This window comes from Luteococcus sp. H91 (assembly GCF_038433135.1).
In the GTDB taxonomy this organism is placed as follows: domain Bacteria; phylum Actinomycetota; class Actinomycetes; order Propionibacteriales; family Propionibacteriaceae; genus Luteococcus.
This window is the reverse complement of record NZ_JBCDMV010000023.1, coordinates 70,492-93,433: the sequence shown is the minus strand read 5'-3', so window position 1 is coordinate 93,433 and position 22,942 is coordinate 70,492. Positions and strand designations below refer to the sequence as shown.

The window sequence follows — 22,942 nt, the reverse complement described above, 5'->3', positions numbered from 1 at the left end:
GAGAAATCCATGGCCGGTGGCCTCGCAGCACTGCTCGACGACGTGGCGGCAATCGCCAAGGTGGCAGCCGCTTCCATTGACGACGTCGGGGCCGCGGCCGGCAAGGCCAGCATCAAGGCCACCGGCGTCGTGGTGGATGACACGGCCGTGACCCCGCAGTATGTTGCCGGCGTCACCCCCGACCGGGAACTGCCGATCATCAAGAAGATCGCGCTGGGTTCCATTCGCAACAAGCTGCTCTTCATCCTGCCGGTGGTGATCCTGCTCAGCATCTACGCCAAGTGGGCCCTGACCCCGATCCTGATGTTGGGTGGCGCCTACCTGTCCTACGAGGGTGCCCACAAGATCTGGGGGAAGCTCACCGGCCACGGACACGGGGAGGGGACCGGTGGCGACCCGGAAACCCCGGTGGTGCTCGAAGGGCCGGAGCAGGAAGCGAAGATGATCAAGGGGGCCATCACCACCGACTTCATCCTCTCCGCCGAGATCATGGTGATTGCCCTGAACGAGGTGACCGACCAGCCGTTGATGACCCGGATCGGCAGTCTGATCGCGGTGGCGCTGTTGATCACCTTCCTGGTCTACGGCGTCGTGGCGATCATCGTGAAGCTGGACGACATTGGCCTGAAGATGACCCAGAAGGGTCTGAAGTCGGGCGCCATCGTGGTCAAGGCGATGCCGGTGATCCTGTCGATCCTGTCCACCGTCGGCCTGGCCGCGATGCTCTGGGTGGGTGGCCACCTGCTCATGGTGGGCGCCGACGAGCTTGGCCTGCACGCCCCCTACGAGTTCGTGCACCACCTGGAACACATCGTCACCCACGCCGTCCCGCACGCCCTGTCGGCCACCCTCGGCTGGTTCACCAACACGCTGGGCTCGGCCGTGATCGGCTTCATCGTTGGTTCGATCATCGTCGGCATCCTGGCGGTGCTGCCCTTCGGGCATGGCAAGGGCCATGGCGATTCCCACGCCGAGACCGCGCACGAGGGCGGGTCACATGCCGTCGAGGCGCCGGCCGAGCCCCAGGCTGCGGGCGAGTGGCCCGGCGAGGGCACCCGGGATGCCGACGTCGAGGAGAATGCAGTGCCGGAGTCCGAGGACGCGACGTCGGCCGATACCGAGCCTCGCGCCTGACTAGGGTGGGCGCATGAGCCTTGCCCTGCGCGTCATCCCCTGCCTCGACGTCCATGACGGACGGGTGGTGAAGGGGGTCAACTTCACCAACCTGCGCGACGCCGGTGACCCGGTGGAGCTGGCCCGCGCCTATGGCGAGGCGGGGGCCGACGAACTGGTCTTTCTGGACATCTCGGCCTCCAGCGAGGGCCGCGCCACCACACGCGAGATGGTCACCCGGTGTGCGGAGACGGTCTTCATCCCGTTGTGCGTGGGCGGGGGAGTGGGCAGCGTCGACGACGTCGATGCCCTGCTGCGCTGCGGTGCCGACAAGGTGGGGATCAACACCGGAGCCATCCGTCGCCCCGACGCGATCAACGAGATCACCCAGCGCTTCGGCAACCAGGTGCTGGTGCTCAGCCTGGATGCCCGCCGCGAACCCGGCCAGCCGTCGGGCTTCGGCGTCACCACCCACGGTGGCAAGAAGGCCGCCGGGCTGGACGCGATCGCCTGGGTCAAGGAGGCGGTGGAGCGCGGCGCCGGTGAGGTGCTGCTGAACTCGATGGATGCCGACGGCACCACCGACGGGTTCGACCTGGAGATGATCCGGGCGGTGCGGGCGGTGGTGGACGTGCCGGTGATCGCCTCGGGCGGCGCCGGGGCGGTGCAGCACTTCGTCGACGCGGCGAAGGCGGGGGCCGACGCGGTACTCGCAGCCAGCGTCTTCCACTACGGCACGCTGACCATCGGCCAGGTCAAGGACGGCCTGCGTTCGGCCGGCTTCCCGGTTCGCTGACTACTATGGCCCCCATGGATTGTCTGTTCTGCAGCATCGTGGCCGGTGACCTCCCCAGCCGCAAGGTCTATGAGGACGAGTTCTCCTACGCCTTCCTGGACATTGCACCCTTCCACAAGGGACACACCCTGGTGGTGCCCAAGCGGCACGTCGACGACCTCACCGGCGACGCGGAGGTGCTGACCGAGATCGCCCCGGCGATCAGTCACGTCTCCCGGCTGCTGGTGGACAAGCTGGATGCGGACGGGCTGAACATGCTTTCCAGCGCGGGGCCCGTCGCCGGCCAGGAGGTCTTCCACCTGCACGTGCATCTGGTGCCCCGTTATGGCGAGCACCCCGGGCTGGCCGAGCTCTTCCGCAAGGATGTGGACGCCGATCCGGACGAGGTACTTGCCCAGATCCTGGGCTGATCCCCAGTTGGGCACTCACCGGGTGGCGAAAGTCGACCCCGGTGCTTGATGGTTGAATCACATTCTCTAAGGTGTTCAGAAGTTGACCGTTGCACGACGTTGGTGTGGCGGCTCGACATCACTCTCCCCAACATCTAAGGAATACCCATGAGCGCCAAGCCCATCAAGCTGATCGGCATCTGCTCCCTGATTGCCGGTCTGGTCATGCTGATTGCCGGAGCCGTCACCTGGGGCACCGTCACCAGCCAGCTGAAGAGCGAGAACATCACCGTCCCGGCCGACGCCAAGACCAATGCCGGCAAGAAGGTGGCCGGCCCCTTCACTGCGTGGAGCCAGGCCGAGATCATCAAGGAGCATGCCCTGCACGGGGCCGAGAACAAGACCTACGCCGAGCTGGGGGCCGAGATCAAGAAGGCCGAGGCCGCCAAGGACGCCGCTGCGGTGGAGAAGTGGACCAAGGCCCGGATGAGCGCCATGAACGGCTCCTTCCTGCGCGCGTCGCTGTTCACCTCGATCGTCAGCTACGGCGTCTCGGCCCTGGTGATGGGTCTGGGTCTGCTGTCGGCCCTGGTCGGCTGGGCGCTGATGCGCGCCGGCAAGATCCTGGACGCCGCCCGCACTGGCGGCGGAGCCACGGCCGTCTGACTTTCGTCGGCTCAGTTCCCAGCCCCGTCGGCCAAGGCCGGCGGGGCTGACCCTCTTCGGGAAGTTCACAATGCGGAAGATCGTCTCAGGATGTGGAAAGCTCGGGTAGGGTCGTTGACCGGGCCGCCGACGGTGCGGGAGAGTCAAGGCATGCAGAGCTTCCTCCTCGTACTGACCTGGCGCTGAGAACAGCCATCACCGGTTCTCAGCGCTACCTCCGTCTGCCCAGGGCAGCGGAGGTTTTTTGTTGGCCGGGCGAGGTCTGACGTCCGGCTGGCGGACAGGTCCAGAAGAGCAAGCAGTGCACGAAATCATCGGGTCAGGGCCATGAGCCCGCCCGAACCAACGACGAAGGGAATGCCATGGCACCCGCAGATGCCACACCAAAGATGATGACCGGCGCCCAGGCGCTCGTCGCCTCGCTGGAGCGTCTCGGGGTAGAGGTTGTCTTCGGCCTTCCCGGCGGCGCCATCATGCCCGCCTATGACGCGCTCTACGACTCCAGGATCCGCCACATCCTGGTCCGGCACGAGCAGGGTGCCGGGCACGCCGCCGAGGGCTATGCGACGGCCACCGGCCGGGTGGGCGTCTGCATCGCCACCTCCGGCCCGGGTGCCACCAACCTGGTCACCCCGATCGCCGACGCCTACATGGATTCGGTGCCGATGGTGGCGATCACCGGCCAGGTGAACTCCAGCTTCATCGGCACCGACGCCTTCCAGGAGGCCGACATCCGCGGCATCACGATGCCGATCAGCAAGCACAACTTCCTGATCACCCGGGTGGAGGACATCCCGCGGGCGGTCAAGGAGGCCTTCCACATTGCCGAGACCGGCCGCCCCGGCCCAGTGCTGGTGGACATCGCCAAGGACGCGCTGGTCAACTCCGCGCCCTTCGTCTGGCCGTCGGGGATCAACCTGCCCGGCTACAAGCCCACCACCAAGCCGCACAGCCGCCAGGTTCGCGAGGCCGCGAAGATGATCGCCGAGGCCAGGCGCCCGGTGCTCTACATCGGCGGCGGCGTGATCAAGGCCCGCGCGGCCGAGGAGCTGGCCACCTTCGTCGAGGCCACCGGCATTCCGGTGGTCACCACCCTGATGGCTCGCGGGGCCTTCCCGGACAGCCACGACCTGCACATGGGCATGCCCGGCATGCACGGCTCGGTGTCTGCCGTCGGCGCCATCCAGCAGTCCGATCTGCTGATCGCCGTCGGCACCCGCTTCGACGACCGGGTGACCGGGAAGCTGGAGAGTTTTGCCCCGCTGGCCAAGGTGATCCACGCTGACATCGACCCCGCCGAGATCAGCAAGAACCGGGTGGCGGACCTGCCGATCGTCGGCGACGCCCGCGCCTTCCTGCGCGAGCTGAACGGCGTCATCGCGTCGGTGGAGCTGCAGGATCTCAAGCCCTGGCGGGAGAACCTGGCCTCGCTGAAGCGGCGCTATCCGCTGGGCTGGGAGGAGCCGAAGGACGGCAAGCTGAGCCCGCAGTATGTGATCAAGCGGCTGGGCGAGCTGAGCGGCCCGGACACCATCTTCGCCAGCGGCGTCGGTCAGCACCAGATGTGGGCCGCGCACTTCCTGCCGCACGAGAAGCCCGGCAAGTGGCTCAATTCCGGCGGCGCCGGCACCATGGGCTACTGCGTCCCCGCCGCCATGGGGGCCAAGGCGGGCGAACCCGACGCGGTGGTCTGGGGGATCGACGGCGACGGCTGCTTCCAGATGACCAACCAGGAGCTGGTCACCTGTGCACTGAACGACATCCCGATCAAGATCGCGGTGATCAACAACAACGTCCTGGGTATGGTGCGCCAGTGGCAGACGTTGTTCTTCGACCAGCGCTACTCGCACACCGACCTGAACTCCGAGCGGATCCCGGACTTCCCGAAACTGGCCGAGGCGATGGGCTGCGTCGGGCTGCGGGCCGAGACCGTCGACGAGGTCGACGAGGTGATCAACAAGGCCCTGAGCATCAATGACGGCCCCGTAGTCGTCGAATTCGTCGTCGAGAAGGACGCCATGGTGTGGCCGATGGTGGCCGCCGGCACCAGCAATGACGACATCAAGATCGCCCGTGACATGGCGCCCGACTGGGAAGAGGAAATCCTGTGACCACCACCCATACCCTCAGCGTCCTGGTCAGCAATGCCCCCGGTGTGCTGACCCGCATCGCCGCCCTGTTCAGCCGGCGCGGCTTCAACATCGAGTCGCTGGCCGTCGGTCCCACCGAGCGCGAGGACCTCTCCAGGATGACCCTGGTGGCCCAGGTGGATGACCCGATCGTGCTGGAGCAGCTGGTCAAGCAGCTGAACAAGCTGATCGAGGTGATCAAGGTGGTGGAGCTGGAGCCCAACCACGTCCAGCGTGAACTGCTGCTGGTCAAGGTGCGTTCCGACGTCACCAATCGCAGCCAGATCGTCGACACCGTCAGTCTGTTCCGTGGCAAGGCGGTCGACGTCGGTCCGGATTCCATTACGGTGGAGGCCACCGGCAGCCAGGCAAAGCTGGAAGCCATGCTGGAAATGCTGCGCCCCTTCGGCATCATCGAGCTGGTCCAGTCCGGCCAGGTGGCGCTGGGCCGGGGCAGCCGGACCATCACCGACAAGACTCGCGCCTGAGCAAGATCAGCACCACGCAAGATCACCCGAGCAAGATCAACCCGAGCAAGACCGAAACAAGGAGTTCCATCCTCATGGCAAAGATGTACTACGACGACAATGCCGACCTGTCGATCATCCAGGGCCGCACCGTCGCGGTGATCGGTTACGGCTCGCAGGGCCACGCCCACGCGCTGAACCTGCGTGACTCCGGCGTCGACGTGCGCGTCGGCCTGGCCGAGGGCAGCAAGTCCCGCGCCAAGGCGGAGGCCGAGGGCCTGCGCGTGCTGAGCGTCGCCGAGGCCGTCGAGGAAGCCGACCTGATCATGATCCTCACCCCCGACCAGGTGCAGCGCGGCCTGTACACGGCGGAGATCGAGCCCAACCTGCAGCCCGGTGACGCGATCTTCTTCGCCCACGGCTTCAACATCCGCTTCGGCTACATCACCCCGCCCGAGGGTGTCGACGTCTGCATGGTGGCCCCCAAGGGCCCCGGCCACATCGTGCGTCGCGAGTACGCCGACGGCCGCGGCGTGCCGGTGGTCGTCGCCGTGGAGAAGGATGCCTCCGGCAATGCCTGGCCGCTGGTCCTGAGCTACGCCAAGGCGATGGGTGGCCTGCGCGCCGGCGGCATCGAGACCACCTTCACCGAGGAGACCGAGACCGACCTGTTCGGTGAGCAGGCCGTGCTCTGCGGTGGCATGTCGCACCTGGTGCAGGCCGGTTTCGAGACCCTGGTGGAGGCCGGCTACCAGCCCGAGGTGGCCTACTTCGAGTGCCTGCACGAGCTCAAGCTGATCGTCGACCTGATGATCGAGGGCGGCATCTCCAAGCAGCGTTGGAGCATCTCCGACACCGCCGAGTACGGCGACTACGTCTCCGGCCCGCGCGTGGTCGATTCCCACGTCAAGGAGCAGATGAAGGCCGTCCTGACCGACATCCAGAACGGCACCTTCGCCAAGAACTTCATCGAGGACCAGGACAACGGTGCCGTGGAGTTCAAGAAGATGCGCGAGACCGAGGCCGGCCACCAGATCGAGGCCACCGGCAAGGAGCTCCGCAAGATGTTCAGCTGGATCAAGCCCACCGACGAGGACTACCTCGAGGGCAAGGCTGACCGCTGACGCCCTTGGCGTCACGATGACTGGGCTGCTCGAAGCCTCGGGGTGACCTCCTGCGACGCCCCATCCCGGAAGCCCGGGGTGGGGCGTCGCGCCGTGTCGGGGCGACCCCTTGACAAGCAAATTGTTCTACTTAAACTAGATCTATGTTGTGTTTGGTCGATCCGAATTCCACCACACCGCTGTTCGAGCAGGTGGCGGCGTCGGTGCGACGTGCCATCGCCGAGGGCAAACTGGCCCACGGCGAGCGGCTGCCGTCGGCCAGGGCGCTGGCGACAAGCCTGGACATCAACCTGCACACCGTGCTGCGGGCCTACCAGGTGCTGCGCGACGAGGGCCTGATCGAGCTGCGTCGGGGCAGGGGAGCGGTCGTGACCGCCAAACAGCCGGCCGCGGGGCAGGTGGCCCATCTGGTCGACGAGCTACTGCGGGAGGCCGGCAGGATGGGGATCGGGTGCCACGAGGTCATCGACATGATCAGGGAGCGGTGAGGTGGCCACCGTGGGAGCGAGCGTCGTCTCGGATCGTTCTCCCGTGGCGCTGACGGCCGGGCTGGCCGGCTCGGCGCTGCTGACGGGAATCGGTGTGACAACGCTCTACGGCGTGCGCGACGAGTTGCCCGCCCGGCTGGCGATCCACTGGGGCATCATCGGTGAGGCGAACGGCTGGGCGGATTTCGCTGGCGTGGTCCGGATGGTGCTCGGGCTGGGCCTGGGCGGCGCGCTGTTCACCCTGGCCCTGGGCTGGTGGCTGCGCTGCGTTCGGTCCTGCGCGGTGGTGGCGGTGGTGCAGACGGCCCTGGTCGTCGCCCCGATGACGCTGCTCGTGCTGGCCCAGCGCGGCGGCGTGGTGCTGACGGCGGGCCGCTGGGGAGTGGCGATCCCGCTGGCGCTCGTGTTGCTCGCCGGGGCAACGATCCTGGTCGCCCGGCAGCGGCACAGCGCCCGGGCGGTGGGCGACGAGCCGAAGCCCTTCGGCGCCGAGATCCTACCCGGCGTTGGCCCTGATGCCCGGGTGGCCTGGGTGGGGCGGATGCACCGCGGACCTGCCCTGTGGGTGACTGCCACGGTACTGGCTGCCTCGACGATCCCGCTGGCCGCGGTGGGGATCGCCCACCACAAGTGGCCCCTGACGCTGCTGGCCCTGGTGCTCACCGTGGCCGTTGGGCTGGCGCTGACCTGTCTGGTCGCGCGGGTGACCATCGACGCGCGGGGCCTGCGGGCAACCGGCGCGGGTTTCATCAGCTGGGCCCGGCTGCCGCTGGATGGCATCACCGGCGCGAGCGTGGTGCGCGTCGAGCACCCGCTGGCCGATTTCGGTGGCTGGGGTCTACGGGGCAGCCGCAGCGGGGAGAGTGCCCTGGTCTCGGCGGCCGGTCGCGCGTTACGGGTGGAACGCCGGGAGGCGACCGCCTGGCTGCTCACCGTCGATGATCCCGAGACGGCTGCCGCCACCCTGAACACCCTTGTGGAGAAGAGAAGTGCGAACGCCCGGCGGGTTGCAGGCGAGAGGAGTGTGAGATGAGCGATGTGTTGGCGATCAGCCTGACGGACGTGATCTGTGGGGTCCTGATGGTCGTGCTGGGCTGGATGGGCGCCCACGGCACCCTCAAGCGCAACGGCTGGGCCGGCATCCGGGTGCCCGCCACCATGAAGTCCGACGAGGCCTGGCGGGTGGCCCATGCCGCCTCCAGCGGCTGGCTCATCGCCTCCGGCGTGGTGTGTCTGGTGGTAGGTCTTGCGGTCCTTGCCCTGGTGGCCTCCGGGCTGTCCGCCAATGCCGGCAACCTCATCGGGCTGGCCGGCATCGGTGCGATGACCGTGCTGGTGATCGTCGGTGCCGTCGTCGGCATCCGGGCGGCGAACCGCGTCGAGTGAGCCGCGGGCTAGGGTGACGACGTGCCCGAATCCCTGACCAGCAACATCACCGACACCGCCCTCATCTTCGAGGGCGGTGGCATGCGCGCCGCCTACACCTGCGCCGTCGTGCAGGAACTGCTGGCACAGGAGATGTACTTCGACTTCGTCGCCGGGATCTCGGCGGGCTCGTCCAACAGCCTGAACTACGTGGCGCGCGACGCGGTGCGCGCCGAGGCGAGTTTTGTGGAGATCGCCGAACACCCCGACTTCGGCAGCTGGCGCACCTGGGTGCGGGGCAAGGGGGTCTTCAATTCCGAGTTCATCTACGAACAGACCGGCCTGCCCGACCAACCATTGCCGCTGGACTTCGAGGCCTTCAAGGCCAATCCGGCGACGCTGAACGTGGGTGGCTTCAACGCCCGCACCGGCGAGCACATCTACTGGACCCAGGATGACATGCCGGACCTGCCGGCCATGGCCAAGCGGATCCGCGCATCGTCGACCATGCCCGGCCTCATGCCCATCGTCCAGATCGACGGGGAGCCGTGGTGCGATGGGGCGTTGGGCCCCAGCGGGGGCATCGCGCTGGATGCTGCGAAGCAGGCCGGCTACGAGAAGTTCTTCGTCGTGCTCACCCGTGAACCGGGCTACCGCAAGCCCCCGGCGCGGCACCCGCGCGCCTACGACGTGGTCTTCCGGCGCTATCCGAAGATCGCCCGCGCCCTGCTGGAGCGGGCGGAGAACTACAACCGCGTCCTGGACGAACTCGCCGAGCTGGAAGCCCAAGGCAGGGCCTACGTCTTCCGTCCCACCCACATGAAGATCGCCAACGGCGAGAAGCGCGTCGACCGGCTGCGCGAGGCACACGCCCTGGGCGCGGCGCAGGCAAAGGACGAGCTACCCGCCTGGGAACGCTTCCTCAATCGGTGATCCGGTCAGAGCTTGGTGGCGAGCACCACGGCGAGATCCGGCGCGACAGCCACCTCGGTGGAGGTGAAGCGTTCGTCGCTGAGCCACTCCTGCCGCAGGGTGTCGATGGCGCCGCAGAAGTCCCGCGGCGGCCACTCATTGCTGGGTTCGAAGTCGTCGATCACCACCGTGCCCCCGGTCTCGACCAGTTGCCACGCCAGATCACGGGAGAGCTGCTCGGCGGTGCGGCGGCTCAGGTAGAGCAGGGAGAAGGGCGCCCGGGCACGCAGGGTCTCGCAACCCCCGTCGAGCACCTCGACGTCGGTTCCCTCCAATGTCCGGCGTGCCTGCTCGGCCCGCTCGCCGTCCTTCTCCACGCACACGACGTGGGTTTCCGGGTGAGCGCCGCTGCGCAGCCAGGCGACGCCGGCTCCGCCGCCGGTGCTGGCCTCCGCGATGGTGCCCTCCCGACCGGCCGCGAGGGTGGCGAGCAGCCGCCCCGTCTCATTGCGGGTGGTCTGCAGCCAGCCGGTCACCAGACACTGGTGCAATGCCCGGCTGACTAGCTCGGGAACCTCCTGTGGCGTGCTCACGGGCGTCAGTCTTCCAGCTGTCGGCCGGGCCATCGTCGGGGCTCACAGCATGAGATTGTGCACCGGCGCGGTCACCTGCCCCCGCGCGGCTGGATTGGCCCTAGGCTTGGGGCGTGAGCACCCCCAATGCGCCGTGGAACCAGCCCCCGATCAGACTCACCCGCCGCGGTAGCCGGGTCGCCTCCATCGCGGTGCTGGGCCTGGCGGGGCTGTTGGTGCTGACGGTCTTCTCCCTGATGGTGCGGGGCTGTCGCAGCGACGAGGACCGGGCGGTCCCCGCCGCGGCCAGTTCGAACCCACCCAGCCAGACCGAGACTCCCGGCCAGACCGAGACTCCCAGCCCGTCACCGGAGCCCACCTCCGCGGCCCCCAGCAGCTCGTTGGCACAGCCGAGCTCCTCCTCATCGTCGGATGACGACGTGATCTCCGACACCAATGGCATGAAGCACTCCGGGTTGACCGGCAAGGGCACCTGGAAGGTGGCGAACCTGCAGGTGCCGCCGGCGAAGAAGACCTATGCGGTGCACCGGTATGTGGTCAAGAGTGAGGACGGCACCGAGATTGACGCCACCAGCGCGGCCCGGCAGATCAGCACGGTGCTGAACGACCCGCGTGGCTGGATCGGCCACCAGGGGCACTCCTTCGAGCTGGTGAAGGACCCGAAGAAGGCGGAGTTCACCATCTTCCTGGCCTCCCCGGGCACCGCGCAGAAGATGTGCCCGCTGGACATCAAGCTGACCTGGAGCTGCCGCTCGGGCTCCAACGTGATCCTGAACACCGACCGGTGGTTGTACATGACCCCAACCTTCACCGACCTGCAGGCCTACCGGGCGTACATGGTGAACCACGAGGTGGGCCACTTCATCGGCAAGGACCACGTCGGCTGCTCGGCCAAGGGCCGCAATGCGCCGGTGATGATGCAGCAGAGCAAGCGGATTGACGGCTGCAAGCCCAATCCGTGGCCCGCGCTGGACGGTAAGTAGCCGCTGCCGATGCCACGCCTCAGAGGGGCTGCACAAAGTGGCAACTTTTTGACGGTTGGAAGGTTCAAGAAGTTTTCTGGGTCAGCCTGGCTGCCAATCTGAGCAGCAGGTTGCGGTCGCGAAGCATGGGATCCCGTGGCAGGGGCTTGGTGGTCGTGGCACAATGGCCGCAACGTGTTCCGGGGTCGGTGCAAGTCCGAACCGGCGGTGACAGTCCGCGACCCGTCAGCTGCCAGCTGACGGTTGATCTGGTGCAATTCCAGGACCGACGGTGAAAGTCCGGATGGGAGGAAACACGTGGAGCTGGTTGACGCCTGTGGCGCAACCGGTTGTTTGACCGTATGTCCTTGGTCGATGGACTTCGCGACGTGCGGCGCGAACGCGCATCCGTGCGCGGCCTCGCACACCCCGGAGCACGGCAGTGGTGCCGATGCAGGGGAGCGAGATGGATCAGACACAGTGGCCGACGCACGAACGCGTCGCCATGCAGCGTGCCCTGGAGCTTGCCGCCCGTGGCCCCGAGGCCGATCCCAATCCCCGCGTCGGCTGCGTCCTGTTGGATGCCGACGGCGCCACCGTGGGGGAGGGCTGGCATGAGGGCGCCGGCACCGACCATGCGGAGGTGATGGCCCTCAAGGCCGCCGGGCCAGCGGCCCGCGGAGCCACCGCCGTCGTCACCCTGGAACCTTGCAATCACACCGGCCGCACCGGGCCGTGTGCGCAGGCACTGATCTCGGCTGGGGTGGCTCGGGTGGTCTTCTCCCAGGGGGACCCGACGGCCCAAGCCAGCGGCGGCGCCACCACCCTGCGGTCTGCCGGCGTCCCCGCGCAGCACGGGCTCATGGCGCAGGAGGCCGCGGCGCTGAACCAGACCTGGACCTTCGCCCAGCAAACGGGCCGGCCGTGGGTCAGCTGGAAGTTCGCCGCCACCCTGGACGGCCGCAGCGCCGCCGTAGATGGCACGTCGCAGTGGATCACGGGCGAGCCGATGCGCCAGGCGATGAATGCCCGCCGGGCCGCCTGCGGCGCGGTGGTGGTGGGTACCGGCACCGTGCTGTCCGACGATCCCCGGCTCACCGTCCGCGGCGCACAGGATCGCCCGGTGGGCAGGCAGCCGCTGCGGGTGGTGGTCGGGGACCGGCCGGTGCCAACCGAGGCCCGGGTGCGCGGTACCGACGGCCGTTTCCGGCAGTTCCCCGGTGGCAAGCCGCGGGAGGTGCTGCAATCCCTGGCCCAGCAGGGAATCCACCACGTCTGGCTGGAGGGTGGGCCGGCCCTGGCCGCCGCCTGGTGGCGCGTCGGCGTCATCGACGAGGTGATCTGCTGCCTGGCCCCCGCCCTGCTCGGTGCCGGAAAGGCTGCTGTCGCGGATCTGGGAATCGGCACCATCGCCGACATCGCCCGGCTTCGGCTGGTCGACGTCGAACGCCACGGCGACGACCTGGCCCTCACCCTCAATCCCACGCCCTCCAACCACCCAGCCACCAACCCCAAGGAGAAGTGAATGTTCACCGGAATCGTCGAGGAGCTCGGCAGCGTCGAGTCCATCGAGCACGGCAGCGAGTCCGCGGTGCTGCGGATTCGCGGCCCGCTGGTGGTCAGCGACGCCGTCACCGGCGCCTCGATCAGTTGCAATGGCGTCTGCCTGACTGTCGTCGAGCACGACCAGATCAGCTTCAGCGTCGACGTGATGGCCGAGAGCCTGCGCCGCTCCAGCCTGGGCGAACTGGTGGCGGGTGCTCCGGTGAACCTGGAGCGCGCGATGGCCGCCAACGGGCGCTTCGGCGGGCATGTGGTGCAGGGGCATGTCGACGGCACCGCCCGGATCCTGCAGCGCACCCCCGGCGAGCGCTGGGAGGTGGTGCGCTTCGAGCTGCCCGCCGCCCTGGCCCGCTATGTGGTGGAGAAGGGATCCATCACCGTCGACGGGGTCTCGCTCACGGTGAGCGGCATCGGTGACGACTTCTTCGAGGTCTCGCTGATCCCCACCACCCTGGAGCTGACCACGCTGGGCAGCAAGCAGGTGGGTGACCGGGTGAACCTGGAGGTGGATGTGCTGGCCAAGTACGTCGAGAAGATGCTGGCTGCGGCCGGGAAGGAAGAGGCGTGAACACCATCGAGGAAGCCCTGCAGGCGATGCGCGACGGCCGGCCCGTGCTGGTGTTGGATGACGTCGACAGGGAGAACGAGGGCGACGTGATCGCCGCCGGCCAGACCCTGACCGACGAGTGGACCGCCTGGGCCATCCGGCACAGCTCCGGCTACCTGTGCGCCCCCATGCCGGAGCCGTGGGCCGACCGGTTGGAGCTGCCGATGATGGTGGAGCAGAACCAGGACAGTCTGCGCACCGCCTACACCATCACCGTCGACGCCGCCCAGGGCACCACCACCGGGATCAGCGCGCACGACCGCGCCACCACCGTCCGGCTGCTGGCCAGCCCCGATGCCGTCGCAACGGACTTCAACCGGCCCGGGCACGTGGTGCCGCTGCGGGCCCGCGACGGGGGAGTGTTGACCCGCCGGGGCCACACCGAGGCGACGGTGGACCTCTGCCGGCTGGCCGGCCTGAGTCCCGTCGGGGTGATCGGTGAGCTGGTGCACGACGACGGCACCATGATGCGCACCGACGCCGTGCTGGAGCTCGGCGCCAAGGAAGGGCTACCGGTGGTCACCATTGCCGACCTGGCCGCCTGGCGCGCGCTGCACGACCGGGTGGAGGAGGTGGCCCGGACCGTGCTGCCCACCGAGGCGGGACGCTTCGAGACGATCGGTTTCCGTGATCTCGTGACCGGCGCGGAACACGTTGCGATGATCAGCCCGCTGGGGATCGGTGAGCGCAATCTGGTGCGGATGCACTCGGAGTGCCTGACCGGTGACGCGCTTGGATCGCTGCGCTGCGACTGCGGCCCGCAGCTGCGGCGCGCCCAGGAACTGCTGGGCACCGAGCCGGGCGTGCTGGTCTACCTGCGCGGCCACGAGGGCCGGGGCGTGGGCCTGCTGAACAAGCTGCGCGCCTACCACCTGCAGGACGGCGGCGCGGACACCGTCGATGCCCAAACCCAGCTGGGCCTGCCCGTCGACGACCGGGAGTACGGCGCCGCGGCGGCCGTCCTGACCGCCCTGGGGGTTCCCGGGATCACCTTGCTCAGCAACAATCCGGCCAAGGCCGAGGCCCTGCGGGCGGCGGGGCTGGAGGTGCTGGGGGTGCGCTCCGGCGCCACCGGCGTCGGCGAGGACAACATCAGTTACCTGACCACCAAACGGGACCGGATGGGCCACACCCTGCCGGCCAATCTCACGAATGGAGCAAGCGCATGAGCGGAGCCGGAGCACCCACCATCACCGTCGACGGCAGCGGCCTGAAGGTCGCGATCGTCGCGGCCAGCTGGCACACCACCGTGATGGACGGCCTGGTTGACGGCGCGCAGCGCGGCCTGGCCGAGGCCGGCGTCACCGACGTCACTCTGGTGCGCGTGCCGGGCACCTTCGAGCTGGCCGGGGCCTGCTCCGCGCTGGTCGACAAGTTCGATGCGCTGGTGGCGCTCGGCGTGGTGATCCGCGGCGGCACCCCGCACTTCGAGTACGTCTGCGAGGCCGCCACCATCGGGCTCACCGACGTCAGCGTGCGCACCGGCAAGCCGGTCGGCTTCGGCGTGCTGACCTGCGACAACGATCAGCAGGCCCTGGATCGCGCGGGGCTGGAGGGTTCGAGCGAAGACAAGGGCCACGAAGCCGCCACCGCCGCCGTCGCGACGGTGATGGCCCTGCGCGCCGCGCTGCCCGCCTAGCCCAACCACGGTCCCCGAGCTTGTCGAGGGGAGTTCCCCGTCCCAGCTTCTAGTTGCGCGCGTCACAGACCAAGCAGCGTCAGGGGGACGACGCCGACGCCGTCAGTTCGGCGGTAGGCCCGCTCACCGGTGGTGACGATGATCAGGTCGGCAACGCGATCCTCATCCTCCTGTTTGAGCCACAGAAGGTGTTTCACGTCGGCATCGGAGACGCTCGTTGCCAACTTCACCTCGATGCCGAGGACCTGTCCGTCGTGCCGCTCGACGACCAGATCGACCTCGTGGCGTCCGTTCGCGGTCGTCAGGTGGTGGTCGGAGAGTACCGATCCAACGGGAGTTGGTATACCGATCCAACATCGCGAACTGTGAATTTCCAACGTATGTCCGCGATCGGTGGCGGGTTCGCCTGGGTCAGCCCGTCACCGCGGCGGCGATCGCGTCGCCGATCTGGCTGGTGGAGCGCTTCTCGGAGCCACGGCTGGCGATGTCGGCCTCGACGGCGGCCTCGATCCGGCGGGCATCCTCGGGGCGGCCCAGGTGGTCCAACAGCAGCACCATGGAGCTGATCGCGGCGGTCGGGTCGGCGATGCCCTGGCCGGCGATGTCCGGGGCGGAGCCGTGCACGGGCTCGAACATGCTGGGGAAGTCGCCGGAGGTGTTGATGTTGGCGCTGGCTGCCAGGCCGATGCCGCCGGTGATCGCACCCGCCTCATCGGTGAGGATGTCGCCGAACAGGTTGTCGGTGACGATCACGTCGAAGCGCTGCGGGTCGGTGACCAGCATGATCGTCGCGGCGTCGATGTGCAGGTAGTCGGTGGTCACCTCGGGGTACTCGGCGCCGACCTGCTCCACGATCCGCTTCCACAGGCCGCCGGCGTTGACCAGCACATTGTGCTTGTGCACCAGGGTGAGCTTCTTGCGACGGGTCATCGCGCGCTCGAAGGCGTCGCGCACCACCCGCTCCACGCCGAAGGCGGTGTTGACGCTGACCTCGGTGGCGATCTCCTGCGGCGTGCCGACCCGCACCGCGCCGCCATTGCCGCAGTACAGGCCCTCGGTTCCCTCGCGCACCACGACAAAGTCGATCGGACCGCGGCCCACCACCTCGTCGGACAGGGGAGTGGCGGTACCGGGGTAGTACTTGCTGGGGCGCAGGTTCACGCAGTGGTCGAACAGGAAGCGCAGCTTGAGCAGCAGGCCGCGCTCCAGCAGGCCCGACGGAATCTCGGTGGAGCCCGGCGCGGCGCCCACCGCGCCCAGGATGATGGCGTCGGAGGCCTTCAGCTCCTCGATGGTGGCCTCGGGCAGTACCTCGCCGGTGCGCAGCCAGCGCTCGGCGCCCAGGTCGTGCTCGACGAAGGTGAAGGCATCCTCGCCCACCGTCGCCTTCAGCACCTTGAGCGCCTCCGCGGTGACCTCGGGGCCAATGCCGTCGCCGCCGATGACGGCGATGGTGGGGGTCTTGCTGGGCGTCGTTGTCGTCATGCCTGCATTCTAGGACGAGGATCCCAGTCGGCGAGACGATTGTCTCATGATTGGGACGGGTCTAGGCTTTGTGGCATGGCACTCGAGTTCACCGTCCGCGACGACCAGCAGCACACCGACCAGGCCCGGATCGAGGAGATCTTCGCCAATCCCGGCTTCGGTGACCACTTCACCGATCACATGGCCGTCGCGACGTGGACCAAGGATGAGGGCTGGCACGACGCCCGGATCAGCCAGTATGCCAACGGTGACTTCAGCCCCGCCAGCGCCGTCTTCCACTACGCGCAGGAGATCTTCGAGGGTCTCAAGGCCTACCGTCGCGGCGACGGATCGGTTTGGCTCTTCCGCCCCGAGGCCAATGCCCAGCGGATGATCAACTCCGCCGCGCGGCTGGCTCTCCCGGCACTGGAGGTGGCCGACTTCGTCGCCAGCGTCGAGGCCCTGGTCGCGGTCGACGAGCGGTGGGTGCCCGGCGGTGCCGAGCAGAGCCTGTACCTGCGCCCCTTCACCATCGCCAACGAGGACTTCCTGGGCGTGCGCGCCGCGCACACCGCCACCTACTGCGTGATCGCCTCGCCAGTGGGCGCCTACTTCGCCGACGGCGTCAGCTCGGTGGACATCTGGGTCAGCCTGGACTCGTCGCGGGCCGGCGCTGGCGGCACCGGTGCGGCCAAGTGCGGCGGCAACTACGCGGCCAGCCTGCAGGCCACCAATGAGGCCTACGCCAACGGCTGCAGCCAGGTGCTCTTCCTTGATGCCACCGACCGCTCGCACATCGACGAGCTGGGCGGGATGAACTTCTTCGTCATCACCCGAGCCGGTGAGCTCGTCACCCCGGAGCTGACCGGAAACATCCTGCCCGGGATCACCCGGGACTCGATCCTCACCTTGGCACCCGACCTGGGGCTGAAGCCGGTGGAGCGTCGACTGGCGCTGCAGGAGGTGACCGATGGCATCGCCGACGGCAGCATCGTCGAGGCCTTCGCCTGTGGCACCGCCGCCGTCGTCACGCCGATCGGCAGCCTGAAGGTGGGCGACCAGGTGCACCGCCTGCCCGTGGCCGAGGAGCCGCAGTCACTGAGGATCCGCCAGCGCCTGGTGGACATCCAGTACGGCCGCGCCGAGGACAAGTACGGCTGGACCCGCAAGGTCTGCTGACCGCCCTTCCCGTGCGATCGGGGGTCCAGTTGGCGAGACGTCGGTCTCGTCAACCGGTTCCCGGACAGACTGTGGTGACCCGCCCGAGAGGACACCCCGTGAGTGTGCAGACCCCCTTGCCACCGGACAATTTCCAGATCTTCGACACCACCCTGCGCGATGGCGCGCAGCAGGAGGGGTTGCGGCTGTCCGTCGCCGACAAGCTGCGGATCGCGCGCCACCTGGACGAGTTGGGGGTCAGTTTCATCGAGGGCGGCTGGCCGGGCGCCAACCCCAATGACACCGCCTTCTTCCAGGCCGCGGCCACGGAGCTCCAGCTGAGCAGTGCGAAGCTGGTGGCCTTCGGCTCCACCCGCAAGGCCGGGGTGCGCGCCGCCGACGACCCGCTGACCGCCGCGCTGCGCGAGGTCGGCACCGACTACGTCTGTCTGGTGGCCAAGAGCCACGACGCCCACGTGGTGCACGCGCTGCGCACCTCGTTGGAGGAGAACCTGGCGATGGTGGCCGACACCGTCAGTCACCTGGTGGAGCACGGCAAGCACGTCTTCGTGGATTGCGAGCACTTCTTCGACGGCTATCGCGCCAACCCGGCCTATGCGCTGGATGTGGTGCGCACCGCGGCCGAGGCGGGCGCCGAGGTGGTGGTGCTGTGCGACACCAATGGCGGCATGCTGCCCAGTCAGATGGGCGACATCGTCTCGGCTGCGGGGGCGATCGGCGTCGACCTGGGAATCCACTGCCACAACGACACCGGCTGCGCCGTCGCCAACACCCTGGCCGCCGTCGACGCCGGTGCGATGCACGTCCAAGGAACCGTCAACGGCTACGGCGAGCGCACCGGCAATGCCGACCTGACGACGCTGATCGGCAACCTGCAGCTCAAATTCGGCTGGCCGCTGCTCAGCGACCACCAGCTGGCCAACCTCAGCCGCACGTCGCATGCCATCGCGGAGATCACCAACCAGGTGCCGCACGCCCGCCAGCCCTATGTGGGCAATTCGTCCTTTGCGCACAAGGCCGGGCTGCACGCGTCGGCGATCAAGGTGGACGCGGATCTGTACCAGCACATCGATCCCGCGCTGGTGGGCAATGACATGCGGATGCTGATCAGCGACATGGCGGGCCGCGCCAACATCCAGATCAAGGGCGAACAACTGGGCTTCGACCTCTCGGATCGCGAGCTGGCCGCCCGGATCACCGAGGTGGTCAAACAGCGCGAGGCCGAGGGCTACTCCTATGAGGCGGCCGATGCCAGCTTCGAGCTGCTGCTGCGCGACGAGATCGGCGAGTTGGAAGCGCCCTTCGGGATTGCCAGCTGGCGCGTGCTCACCGAGCATCGCCCCGGGGATGCGGAGAACGAAACCTACTCCGAGGCGACGGTGAAACTGGTCGCCCACGATCCGGTTGCCGGCCCCAAGCGACTGGCGGTGGTGGGGGAGGGCAATGGCCCCGTCGACGCCCTGGATGATGCCCTCACCCAGGCCCTCACCCCGGTTTTCAATCAGGTGGAGCGCTTCAAGCTGACCGACTACCGGGTGCGGATCATGGAGACCGGCGGCACCGACGCCATCACCCGCACCCTGATCGACATGTCCGACGGGGACCACACCTGGACCACGGTCGGCGTCGGCGGCAATGTGATCGAGTCCAGCTGGGAGGCGCTGTCCGACGCCTACTGCTACGGCCTGGTCAAGGGGTACGGGACGGATCAGCCGATCCAGTAGCGTCGCTTGGGTACGCCTTCCCCGGTGTCGACGGTGTTCTCCAGGATGCCGCCGCACGCCTCGATGGTGCGCGCCGAGGCGGTGTTGTCGTCGTCACAGGTGACCAACACCCGGTCGACGCCCAGCGCGTTGAGCCGGGCGACCGCCTGCCGCAGGATCTTGGTGGCGTGGCCACGACGGCGAAAGTCCGGACCCACCGCATAGCCGACGTGCCCGCCCACGGCGAGCAGGTACCGGTTCAGTTCGTGACGGATGGACACCCGGCCAACCACCTGGCCGTCCACCTCGGCGAGCAGGAAGTCCGCCGGGACCCGCCCCGGCGGCAGATTCCGCGCATCGGCCTCGGCGGCGATCGTGGCCAGCACCTCGTCCCAGTCGCCGTCGGCCAGCAGGAATTCGAAGTCGTCGGCCCGGAGTTGTTCGTGCAGGGCGCGCACGACGGCCTCGTCGGCGGGCGTCACAGGACGCAGGATTAGGGTCATGCAAGGAGTCTGGGCCCCTCCGCCCCCGGCTGTCCACCGACTTTCCTCGGGGTACACATGACCTGTCAATGTGTATTCCATGGGATACACTCTGTGCGTGGAGATCCTCACCACGGAAACCTACGAGAAGTGGTTCCGGAAACTGAAGGACCGGCAAGCCCGGGCCAGGATTTCGCTGGCGCTGCGCCGGTGTCAGCTGGAAGACCGCTTGGTTGGTGACGTCAAGTCCGTCGGTGACCAGATCTATGAGATGCGCTTCCACTTTGGTCCTGGATACCGCCTCTACTACCTGTTGCAAGAGCGGACCGTGGTTGTCCTTCTCGTCGGCGGGGACAAGGCCAGCCAGGATGCCGACATCGCCAAGGCCAAGGCCTTGGCTGCAGACCTTCGCAAGGAGAAACAATGGCCATGACACTCAAGCGCTGGGACGCCAGCGAATACCTCGAGACCACCGAGGACATGCTCGCCTACCTCGACGAGGCCGCACGCAGTGGCGATCCTGCGCTGCTGCAGGCGGCACTTGGTGACATTGCCAAGGCGAAGGGCATGGCCGAAGTTGCCCGGGCTGCCGGCGTCGGTCGCGAGTCGTTGTACAAGTCGCTCAGCGGTGCCGGAAACCCCTCATTCCAGACAATCATGAAGGTCGTCGACGCCTTGGGAGGGCAAATCACCGTCGCGCCGAAGGCCGATGTTGCTTGACCCCCCCCGATGCCAGTGTCGGCACCCGCCAGTCGAATCAGTTCCAGCACCAGCGCGTGGCTGCGCTCAAAGCTGGGCAGCGGCAGGAATTCGGCGGCGCTGTGGAAGTTGTGCGCCCCCGTGAACAAGTTCGGGGTGAGGATTCCTTGGCGGGACAGCCAGGAACCGTCGGTGCCGCCCCGCATCGCGGTCGGCTTCGGCGTGATGCCCAGGTTCTCCATCGCCGTCAGCACCAGATCGATGGCGGTGCGGTTCTGGTCGGTAACCGCGTCGGCGATGTTGCCGTAGGTGTCGGTGATCTCCACCTCGACGCTGGCGCGGGGGTGCAATAGTCGCGCCTGCTCGACGGCCGCCAGCACGGTGCGCTTGCGGGTCTCGAAACCGGCCAGGTCATGGTCACGGATGATCGCGCTGAGCGTCGCTCGCGACGGATTGGCCTCGACGCCGGTCACCCAGACGAAGCCCTCGGTTCCCTCGGTGTGCTCCGGCGTCTGCTCCCGGTCCAGCTGGGTCACCAGATCGTGCAGAACCAGCACCGGATTGACCAGCACCCCCTTCGCGGACATCGGATGCGCCGAAACCCCCTGCACCTGAACCCGGACGGCGGCGGCGTTGAAGGTCTGCCAGACCACCTCGCCCAGCTCGCAGCAGTCCAGCGTCCAGGCGAATTCCACCGGAAAGCGAGTCAGGTCCAGGGTCCGTACGCCGCGCAGCCCGATCTCCTCATCCGGCACGACGGCCAGATAGATGTCGCCATGCACCGCGTCGGGGTCGGCCAGCAGACCAGTCACGGCCTCCATCACCGACGCGACCCCGGCCTTGTCATCGGCGCCCAGCACAGAGCTGCCGTCGGTGACCAGCAGCCGCTGGCCGGCGTAACGCGCCAGCTCCGGATGCTCCGCCACCCGGATCCAGGCGTCGGATTCCTTGTCCAGACACAAATCGCCGCCCTCGTAGGAGACCACCCGGGCGTGCACCTCGGGGGACAGACCGGCGTCGGCCGTGTCCAGGTGCACGCAGAAACCCACCGCTGGAACCGGCGGATGCCCGGCGGGCAGCCGCTCCCGGATCCGGGCGGTCAGCACCGCGGTCTCGGACAGCTGTACGTCGGCCGCACCCGCAGCGCGCAACTCGTCGGCCAGCAGCTCGGCGAAGACTCGCTGCCCGGGCGTGCTGGGCACGACGGTGGCCGAGGCATCCGACTGGCTGCTGATCGCGCTGTAGCGCAGGAAGCGCTCGGCCAGTGCGTCCTCGCGTCGGCGTGCCTCGGCGTCCGTCATCGTTCAGCTGATCCGGTCGATCAGCAGCGGCTGACGCTCCACGGGCTGCGGCCCGATCTCGATGCCGCCAGCCAGCGCCTCGCGCGCCCGCTCGAAGGCCTCGGGGGTGTCGGTGTGCAGGGTGAGGATCGGCTGGCCCTTGACCACCCGATCGCCCGGCTTGGCGTGCATCACGACGCCGGCGCCGGCCTGCACCGGATCCTCCTTGCGGGCCCGTCCGGCACCCAGCCGCCAGGCGGCGACGCCCACCGCCATCGCATCCAGCGTTGTCAGCACGCCGTCGTCCTCGGCCAGTACCTCGTCGGAGTGCTTGGCCACCGGGAGGGTCGCGTTCGGGTCGCCGCCCTGGGCGAGCACCATCCGCTTCCAGACGTCCATCGCGGAACCGTCCTGGAGGGCCTTCTGGGGGTCGGCGTCGGAGCCTGCGGCCTGCAGCATCTCCCGGGCCAGCGCCAGGGTCAGCTCGACGACGTCGGCGGGCCCACCACCGGCCAGCACCTCGACGGATTCGGTGACCTCCAGGGCGTTGCCGGCGGTCAGGCCCAGCGGGGTGGACATGTCGGTCAGCAATGCGACGGTGTTCACCTTGGCGGCCTTGCCCAGCGCCACCATCCGGCTGGCCAGCTCGCGGGCGTCGTCCAGGTTCTTCATGAAGGCGCCGGAGCCCACCTTCACGTCCAGCACCAGCGCGCCGGTGCCCTCGGCGATCTTCTTGCTCATGATGGAGCTGGCGATCAGCGGGATCGCCTCGACGGTGCCGGTGACGTCGCGCAGGGCGTAGAGCTTCTTGTCGGCGCGGGCCAGGCCGTCACCGGCGGCGCAGATCACCGCCCCGACCTCCTCCAGCTGGGTCATCATCTCGTCGTTGGAGAGCATGGCGCGCCAGCCGGGGATCGATTCCATCTTGTCCAGGGTGCCGCCGGTGTGTCCCAGGCCGCGGCCGGACAGCTGCGGTACGGCGACGCCGCAGGCCGCCACCAGTGGCGCCAGCGGCAGGGTGATCTTGTCGCCCACACCGCCCGTGGAGTGCTTGTCGGAGGTCGGTCGGCTGAGCGAGGAGAAGTCCAGCCGCACGCCGGTGTCGATCATCGCCTGGGTCCAGCGGGGGAGTTCCCGGTCATCCAACCCGCGGAAGAGGATGGCCATGGCCATGGCGCTCATCTGCTCGTCGGCGACGATGCCCTCGGTGTAGGCGTGGATCAGCCAGTCGATCTGCTCGTCGGTGAGGGTTCCCCCGTCGCGCTTGGTGCGGATGAGTTCCACCGCGCTGTATGCCTGTGCATCGAAGTCCTTGACCATGC

Annotated in this window: 25 protein-coding genes, 1 pseudogene and 1 riboswitch; of the genes and pseudogenes, 20 read left to right on the top strand and 6 right to left on the bottom strand. The window is 68.2% G+C overall.

Annotated features, from left to right (window positions below; translation table 11 throughout):
- The first annotated feature begins 9 nt into the window (after positions 1-9).
- From AAEX57_RS12585 to AAEX57_RS12535, 11 genes are all read left to right on the top strand, one after another.
- Positions 10-1,134, top strand: coding sequence for a DUF808 domain-containing protein (locus tag AAEX57_RS12585; RefSeq protein ID WP_342092606.1), 1,125 nt, complete (start codon positions 10-12; stop codon positions 1,132-1,134).
- Between the two features lie 13 nt (positions 1,135-1,147).
- The gene (hisF, locus tag AAEX57_RS12580; protein ID WP_342092605.1) at positions 1,148-1,909 is read left to right on the top strand and encodes an imidazole glycerol phosphate synthase subunit HisF; all 762 of its coding nucleotides are present in this window, start codon (positions 1,148-1,150) and stop codon (positions 1,907-1,909) included.
- 14 nt (positions 1,910-1,923) lie between these two features.
- Positions 1,924-2,319, top strand: a complete 396-nt coding sequence (locus tag AAEX57_RS12575; RefSeq protein WP_342092604.1) for an HIT family protein — start codon at positions 1,924-1,926, stop codon at positions 2,317-2,319.
- A 147-nt stretch (positions 2,320-2,466) separates the two neighbouring features.
- Positions 2,467-2,964 carry an aromatic ring-opening dioxygenase LigA gene (locus AAEX57_RS12570; RefSeq protein WP_342092603.1) on the top strand — a complete coding sequence of 166 codons (498 nt, stop codon included), beginning with the start codon at positions 2,467-2,469 and terminating at the stop codon, positions 2,962-2,964.
- Between the two features lie 362 nt (positions 2,965-3,326).
- A complete protein-coding gene (locus AAEX57_RS12565; protein ID WP_446721149.1) occupies positions 3,327-5,075 on the top strand; it encodes an acetolactate synthase large subunit in 1,749 nt (582 codons plus the stop codon).
- On the top strand, positions 5,072-5,581 hold the full coding sequence (gene ilvN, locus AAEX57_RS12560; RefSeq protein ID WP_342092602.1) for an acetolactate synthase small subunit: 510 nt from the start codon (positions 5,072-5,074) through the stop codon (positions 5,579-5,581). The genes AAEX57_RS12565 and ilvN overlap by 4 nt, the downstream gene beginning before the upstream one ends.
- Positions 5,582-5,655: 74 nt before the next feature.
- Positions 5,656-6,684, top strand: coding sequence for a ketol-acid reductoisomerase (ilvC, locus tag AAEX57_RS12555; protein ID WP_342092601.1), 1,029 nt, complete (start codon positions 5,656-5,658; stop codon positions 6,682-6,684).
- A gap of 143 nt (positions 6,685-6,827) precedes the next feature.
- Positions 6,828-7,172, top strand: a complete 345-nt coding sequence (locus AAEX57_RS12550; RefSeq protein ID WP_342092600.1) for a GntR family transcriptional regulator — start codon at positions 6,828-6,830, stop codon at positions 7,170-7,172.
- A 1-nt stretch (position 7,173) separates the two neighbouring features.
- Positions 7,174-8,205, top strand: a complete 1,032-nt coding sequence (locus AAEX57_RS12545) for a hypothetical protein (protein WP_342092599.1) — start codon at positions 7,174-7,176, stop codon at positions 8,203-8,205.
- Entirely contained in the window at positions 8,202-8,558 is a 357-nt protein-coding gene (locus AAEX57_RS12540; protein ID WP_342092598.1) for an SdpI family protein, read from the top strand. The genes AAEX57_RS12545 and AAEX57_RS12540 overlap by 4 nt, the downstream gene beginning before the upstream one ends.
- Positions 8,559-8,579: 21 nt before the next feature.
- Complete coding sequence (locus AAEX57_RS12535; RefSeq protein ID WP_342092597.1) at positions 8,580-9,470, top strand: patatin-like phospholipase family protein; 891 nt, start codon at positions 8,580-8,582, stop codon at positions 9,468-9,470.
- Between the two features lie 5 nt (positions 9,471-9,475).
- Here the strand turns inward: AAEX57_RS12535 and AAEX57_RS12530 are convergent, their stop codons facing one another.
- Positions 9,476-10,042 carry an O-methyltransferase gene (locus AAEX57_RS12530; protein ID WP_342092596.1) on the bottom strand — a complete coding sequence of 189 codons (567 nt, stop codon included), beginning with the start codon at positions 10,040-10,042 and terminating at the stop codon, positions 9,476-9,478.
- A 113-nt stretch (positions 10,043-10,155) separates the two neighbouring features.
- Between AAEX57_RS12530 and AAEX57_RS12525 the strand changes: the two genes are divergently transcribed.
- From AAEX57_RS12525 to ribH, 5 genes are all read left to right on the top strand, one after another.
- On the top strand, positions 10,156-11,025 hold the full coding sequence (locus AAEX57_RS12525) for a DUF3152 domain-containing protein (RefSeq protein WP_342092595.1): 870 nt from the start codon (positions 10,156-10,158) through the stop codon (positions 11,023-11,025).
- A gap of 170 nt (positions 11,026-11,195) precedes the next feature.
- A riboswitch (FMN riboswitch) is annotated at positions 11,196-11,326 on the top strand.
- A gap of 144 nt (positions 11,327-11,470) precedes the next feature.
- The gene (gene ribD / locus AAEX57_RS12520) at positions 11,471-12,529 is read left to right on the top strand and encodes a bifunctional diaminohydroxyphosphoribosylaminopyrimidine deaminase/5-amino-6-(5-phosphoribosylamino)uracil reductase RibD (RefSeq protein WP_342092594.1); all 1,059 of its coding nucleotides are present in this window, start codon (positions 11,471-11,473) and stop codon (positions 12,527-12,529) included.
- Positions 12,530-13,135: a riboflavin synthase gene (locus tag AAEX57_RS12515; RefSeq protein ID WP_342092593.1), complete on the top strand. Its 606-nt coding sequence runs from the start codon at positions 12,530-12,532 to the stop codon at positions 13,133-13,135.
- Complete coding sequence (ribB, locus tag AAEX57_RS12510) at positions 13,132-14,343, top strand: 3,4-dihydroxy-2-butanone-4-phosphate synthase (protein WP_342092592.1); 1,212 nt, start codon at positions 13,132-13,134, stop codon at positions 14,341-14,343. The genes AAEX57_RS12515 and ribB overlap by 4 nt, the downstream gene beginning before the upstream one ends.
- Positions 14,340-14,813 (top strand): 6,7-dimethyl-8-ribityllumazine synthase, encoded by a 474-nt coding sequence (gene ribH, locus AAEX57_RS12505; RefSeq protein ID WP_342092591.1) that lies wholly within the window; start codon positions 14,340-14,342, stop codon positions 14,811-14,813. The genes ribB and ribH overlap by 4 nt, the downstream gene beginning before the upstream one ends.
- Positions 14,814-14,875: 62 nt before the next feature.
- Here the strand turns inward: ribH and AAEX57_RS12500 are convergent, their stop codons facing one another.
- Both AAEX57_RS12500 and AAEX57_RS12495 read right to left on the bottom strand, forming a co-directional pair.
- Entirely contained in the window at positions 14,876-15,010 is a 135-nt protein-coding gene (locus AAEX57_RS12500) for a hypothetical protein (protein WP_342092590.1), read from the bottom strand.
- A gap of 214 nt (positions 15,011-15,224) precedes the next feature.
- Positions 15,225-16,298 (bottom strand): 3-isopropylmalate dehydrogenase, encoded by a 1,074-nt coding sequence (locus AAEX57_RS12495; RefSeq protein ID WP_342092589.1) that lies wholly within the window; start codon positions 16,296-16,298, stop codon positions 15,225-15,227.
- A gap of 75 nt (positions 16,299-16,373) precedes the next feature.
- Here AAEX57_RS12495 and AAEX57_RS12490 point away from each other — a divergent pair, with 75 nt between their 5' ends.
- Both AAEX57_RS12490 and cimA read left to right on the top strand, forming a co-directional pair.
- The gene (locus AAEX57_RS12490) at positions 16,374-17,456 is read left to right on the top strand and encodes a branched-chain amino acid aminotransferase (RefSeq protein WP_342092588.1); all 1,083 of its coding nucleotides are present in this window, start codon (positions 16,374-16,376) and stop codon (positions 17,454-17,456) included.
- 104 nt (positions 17,457-17,560) lie between these two features.
- Positions 17,561-19,180: a citramalate synthase gene (gene cimA, locus AAEX57_RS12485; protein WP_342092626.1), complete on the top strand. Its 1,620-nt coding sequence runs from the start codon at positions 17,561-17,563 to the stop codon at positions 19,178-19,180.
- On the opposite strand, the gene AAEX57_RS12480 is transcribed toward cimA, so the two are convergent.
- A complete protein-coding gene (locus tag AAEX57_RS12480; RefSeq protein WP_342092587.1) occupies positions 19,165-19,662 on the bottom strand; it encodes a GNAT family N-acetyltransferase in 498 nt (165 codons plus the stop codon). The genes cimA and AAEX57_RS12480 overlap by 16 nt on opposite strands.
- Before the next feature lie 97 nt (positions 19,663-19,759).
- Between AAEX57_RS12480 and AAEX57_RS12475 the strand changes: the two genes are divergently transcribed.
- Positions 19,760-20,074 carry a type II toxin-antitoxin system RelE/ParE family toxin gene (locus AAEX57_RS12475; RefSeq protein ID WP_342092586.1) on the top strand — a complete coding sequence of 105 codons (315 nt, stop codon included), beginning with the start codon at positions 19,760-19,762 and terminating at the stop codon, positions 20,072-20,074.
- A complete protein-coding gene (locus AAEX57_RS12470; protein ID WP_342092585.1) occupies positions 20,065-20,361 on the top strand; it encodes an addiction module antidote protein in 297 nt (98 codons plus the stop codon). Before AAEX57_RS12475 ends, AAEX57_RS12470 begins: the two co-directional genes overlap by 10 nt.
- Before the next feature lie 38 nt (positions 20,362-20,399).
- Here AAEX57_RS12470 and pepT read toward each other — a convergent pair.
- Together pepT and AAEX57_RS12460 are read right to left on the bottom strand one after the other, a co-directional pair.
- Positions 20,400-21,641, bottom strand: a pseudogene (gene pepT, locus AAEX57_RS12465) (peptidase T); the annotation flags it as partial.
- A gap of 3 nt (positions 21,642-21,644) precedes the next feature.
- Entirely contained in the window at positions 21,645-22,940 is a 1,296-nt protein-coding gene (locus tag AAEX57_RS12460; RefSeq protein ID WP_342092584.1) for a thymidine phosphorylase, read from the bottom strand.
- Positions 22,941-22,942: the final 2 nt, after the last annotated feature.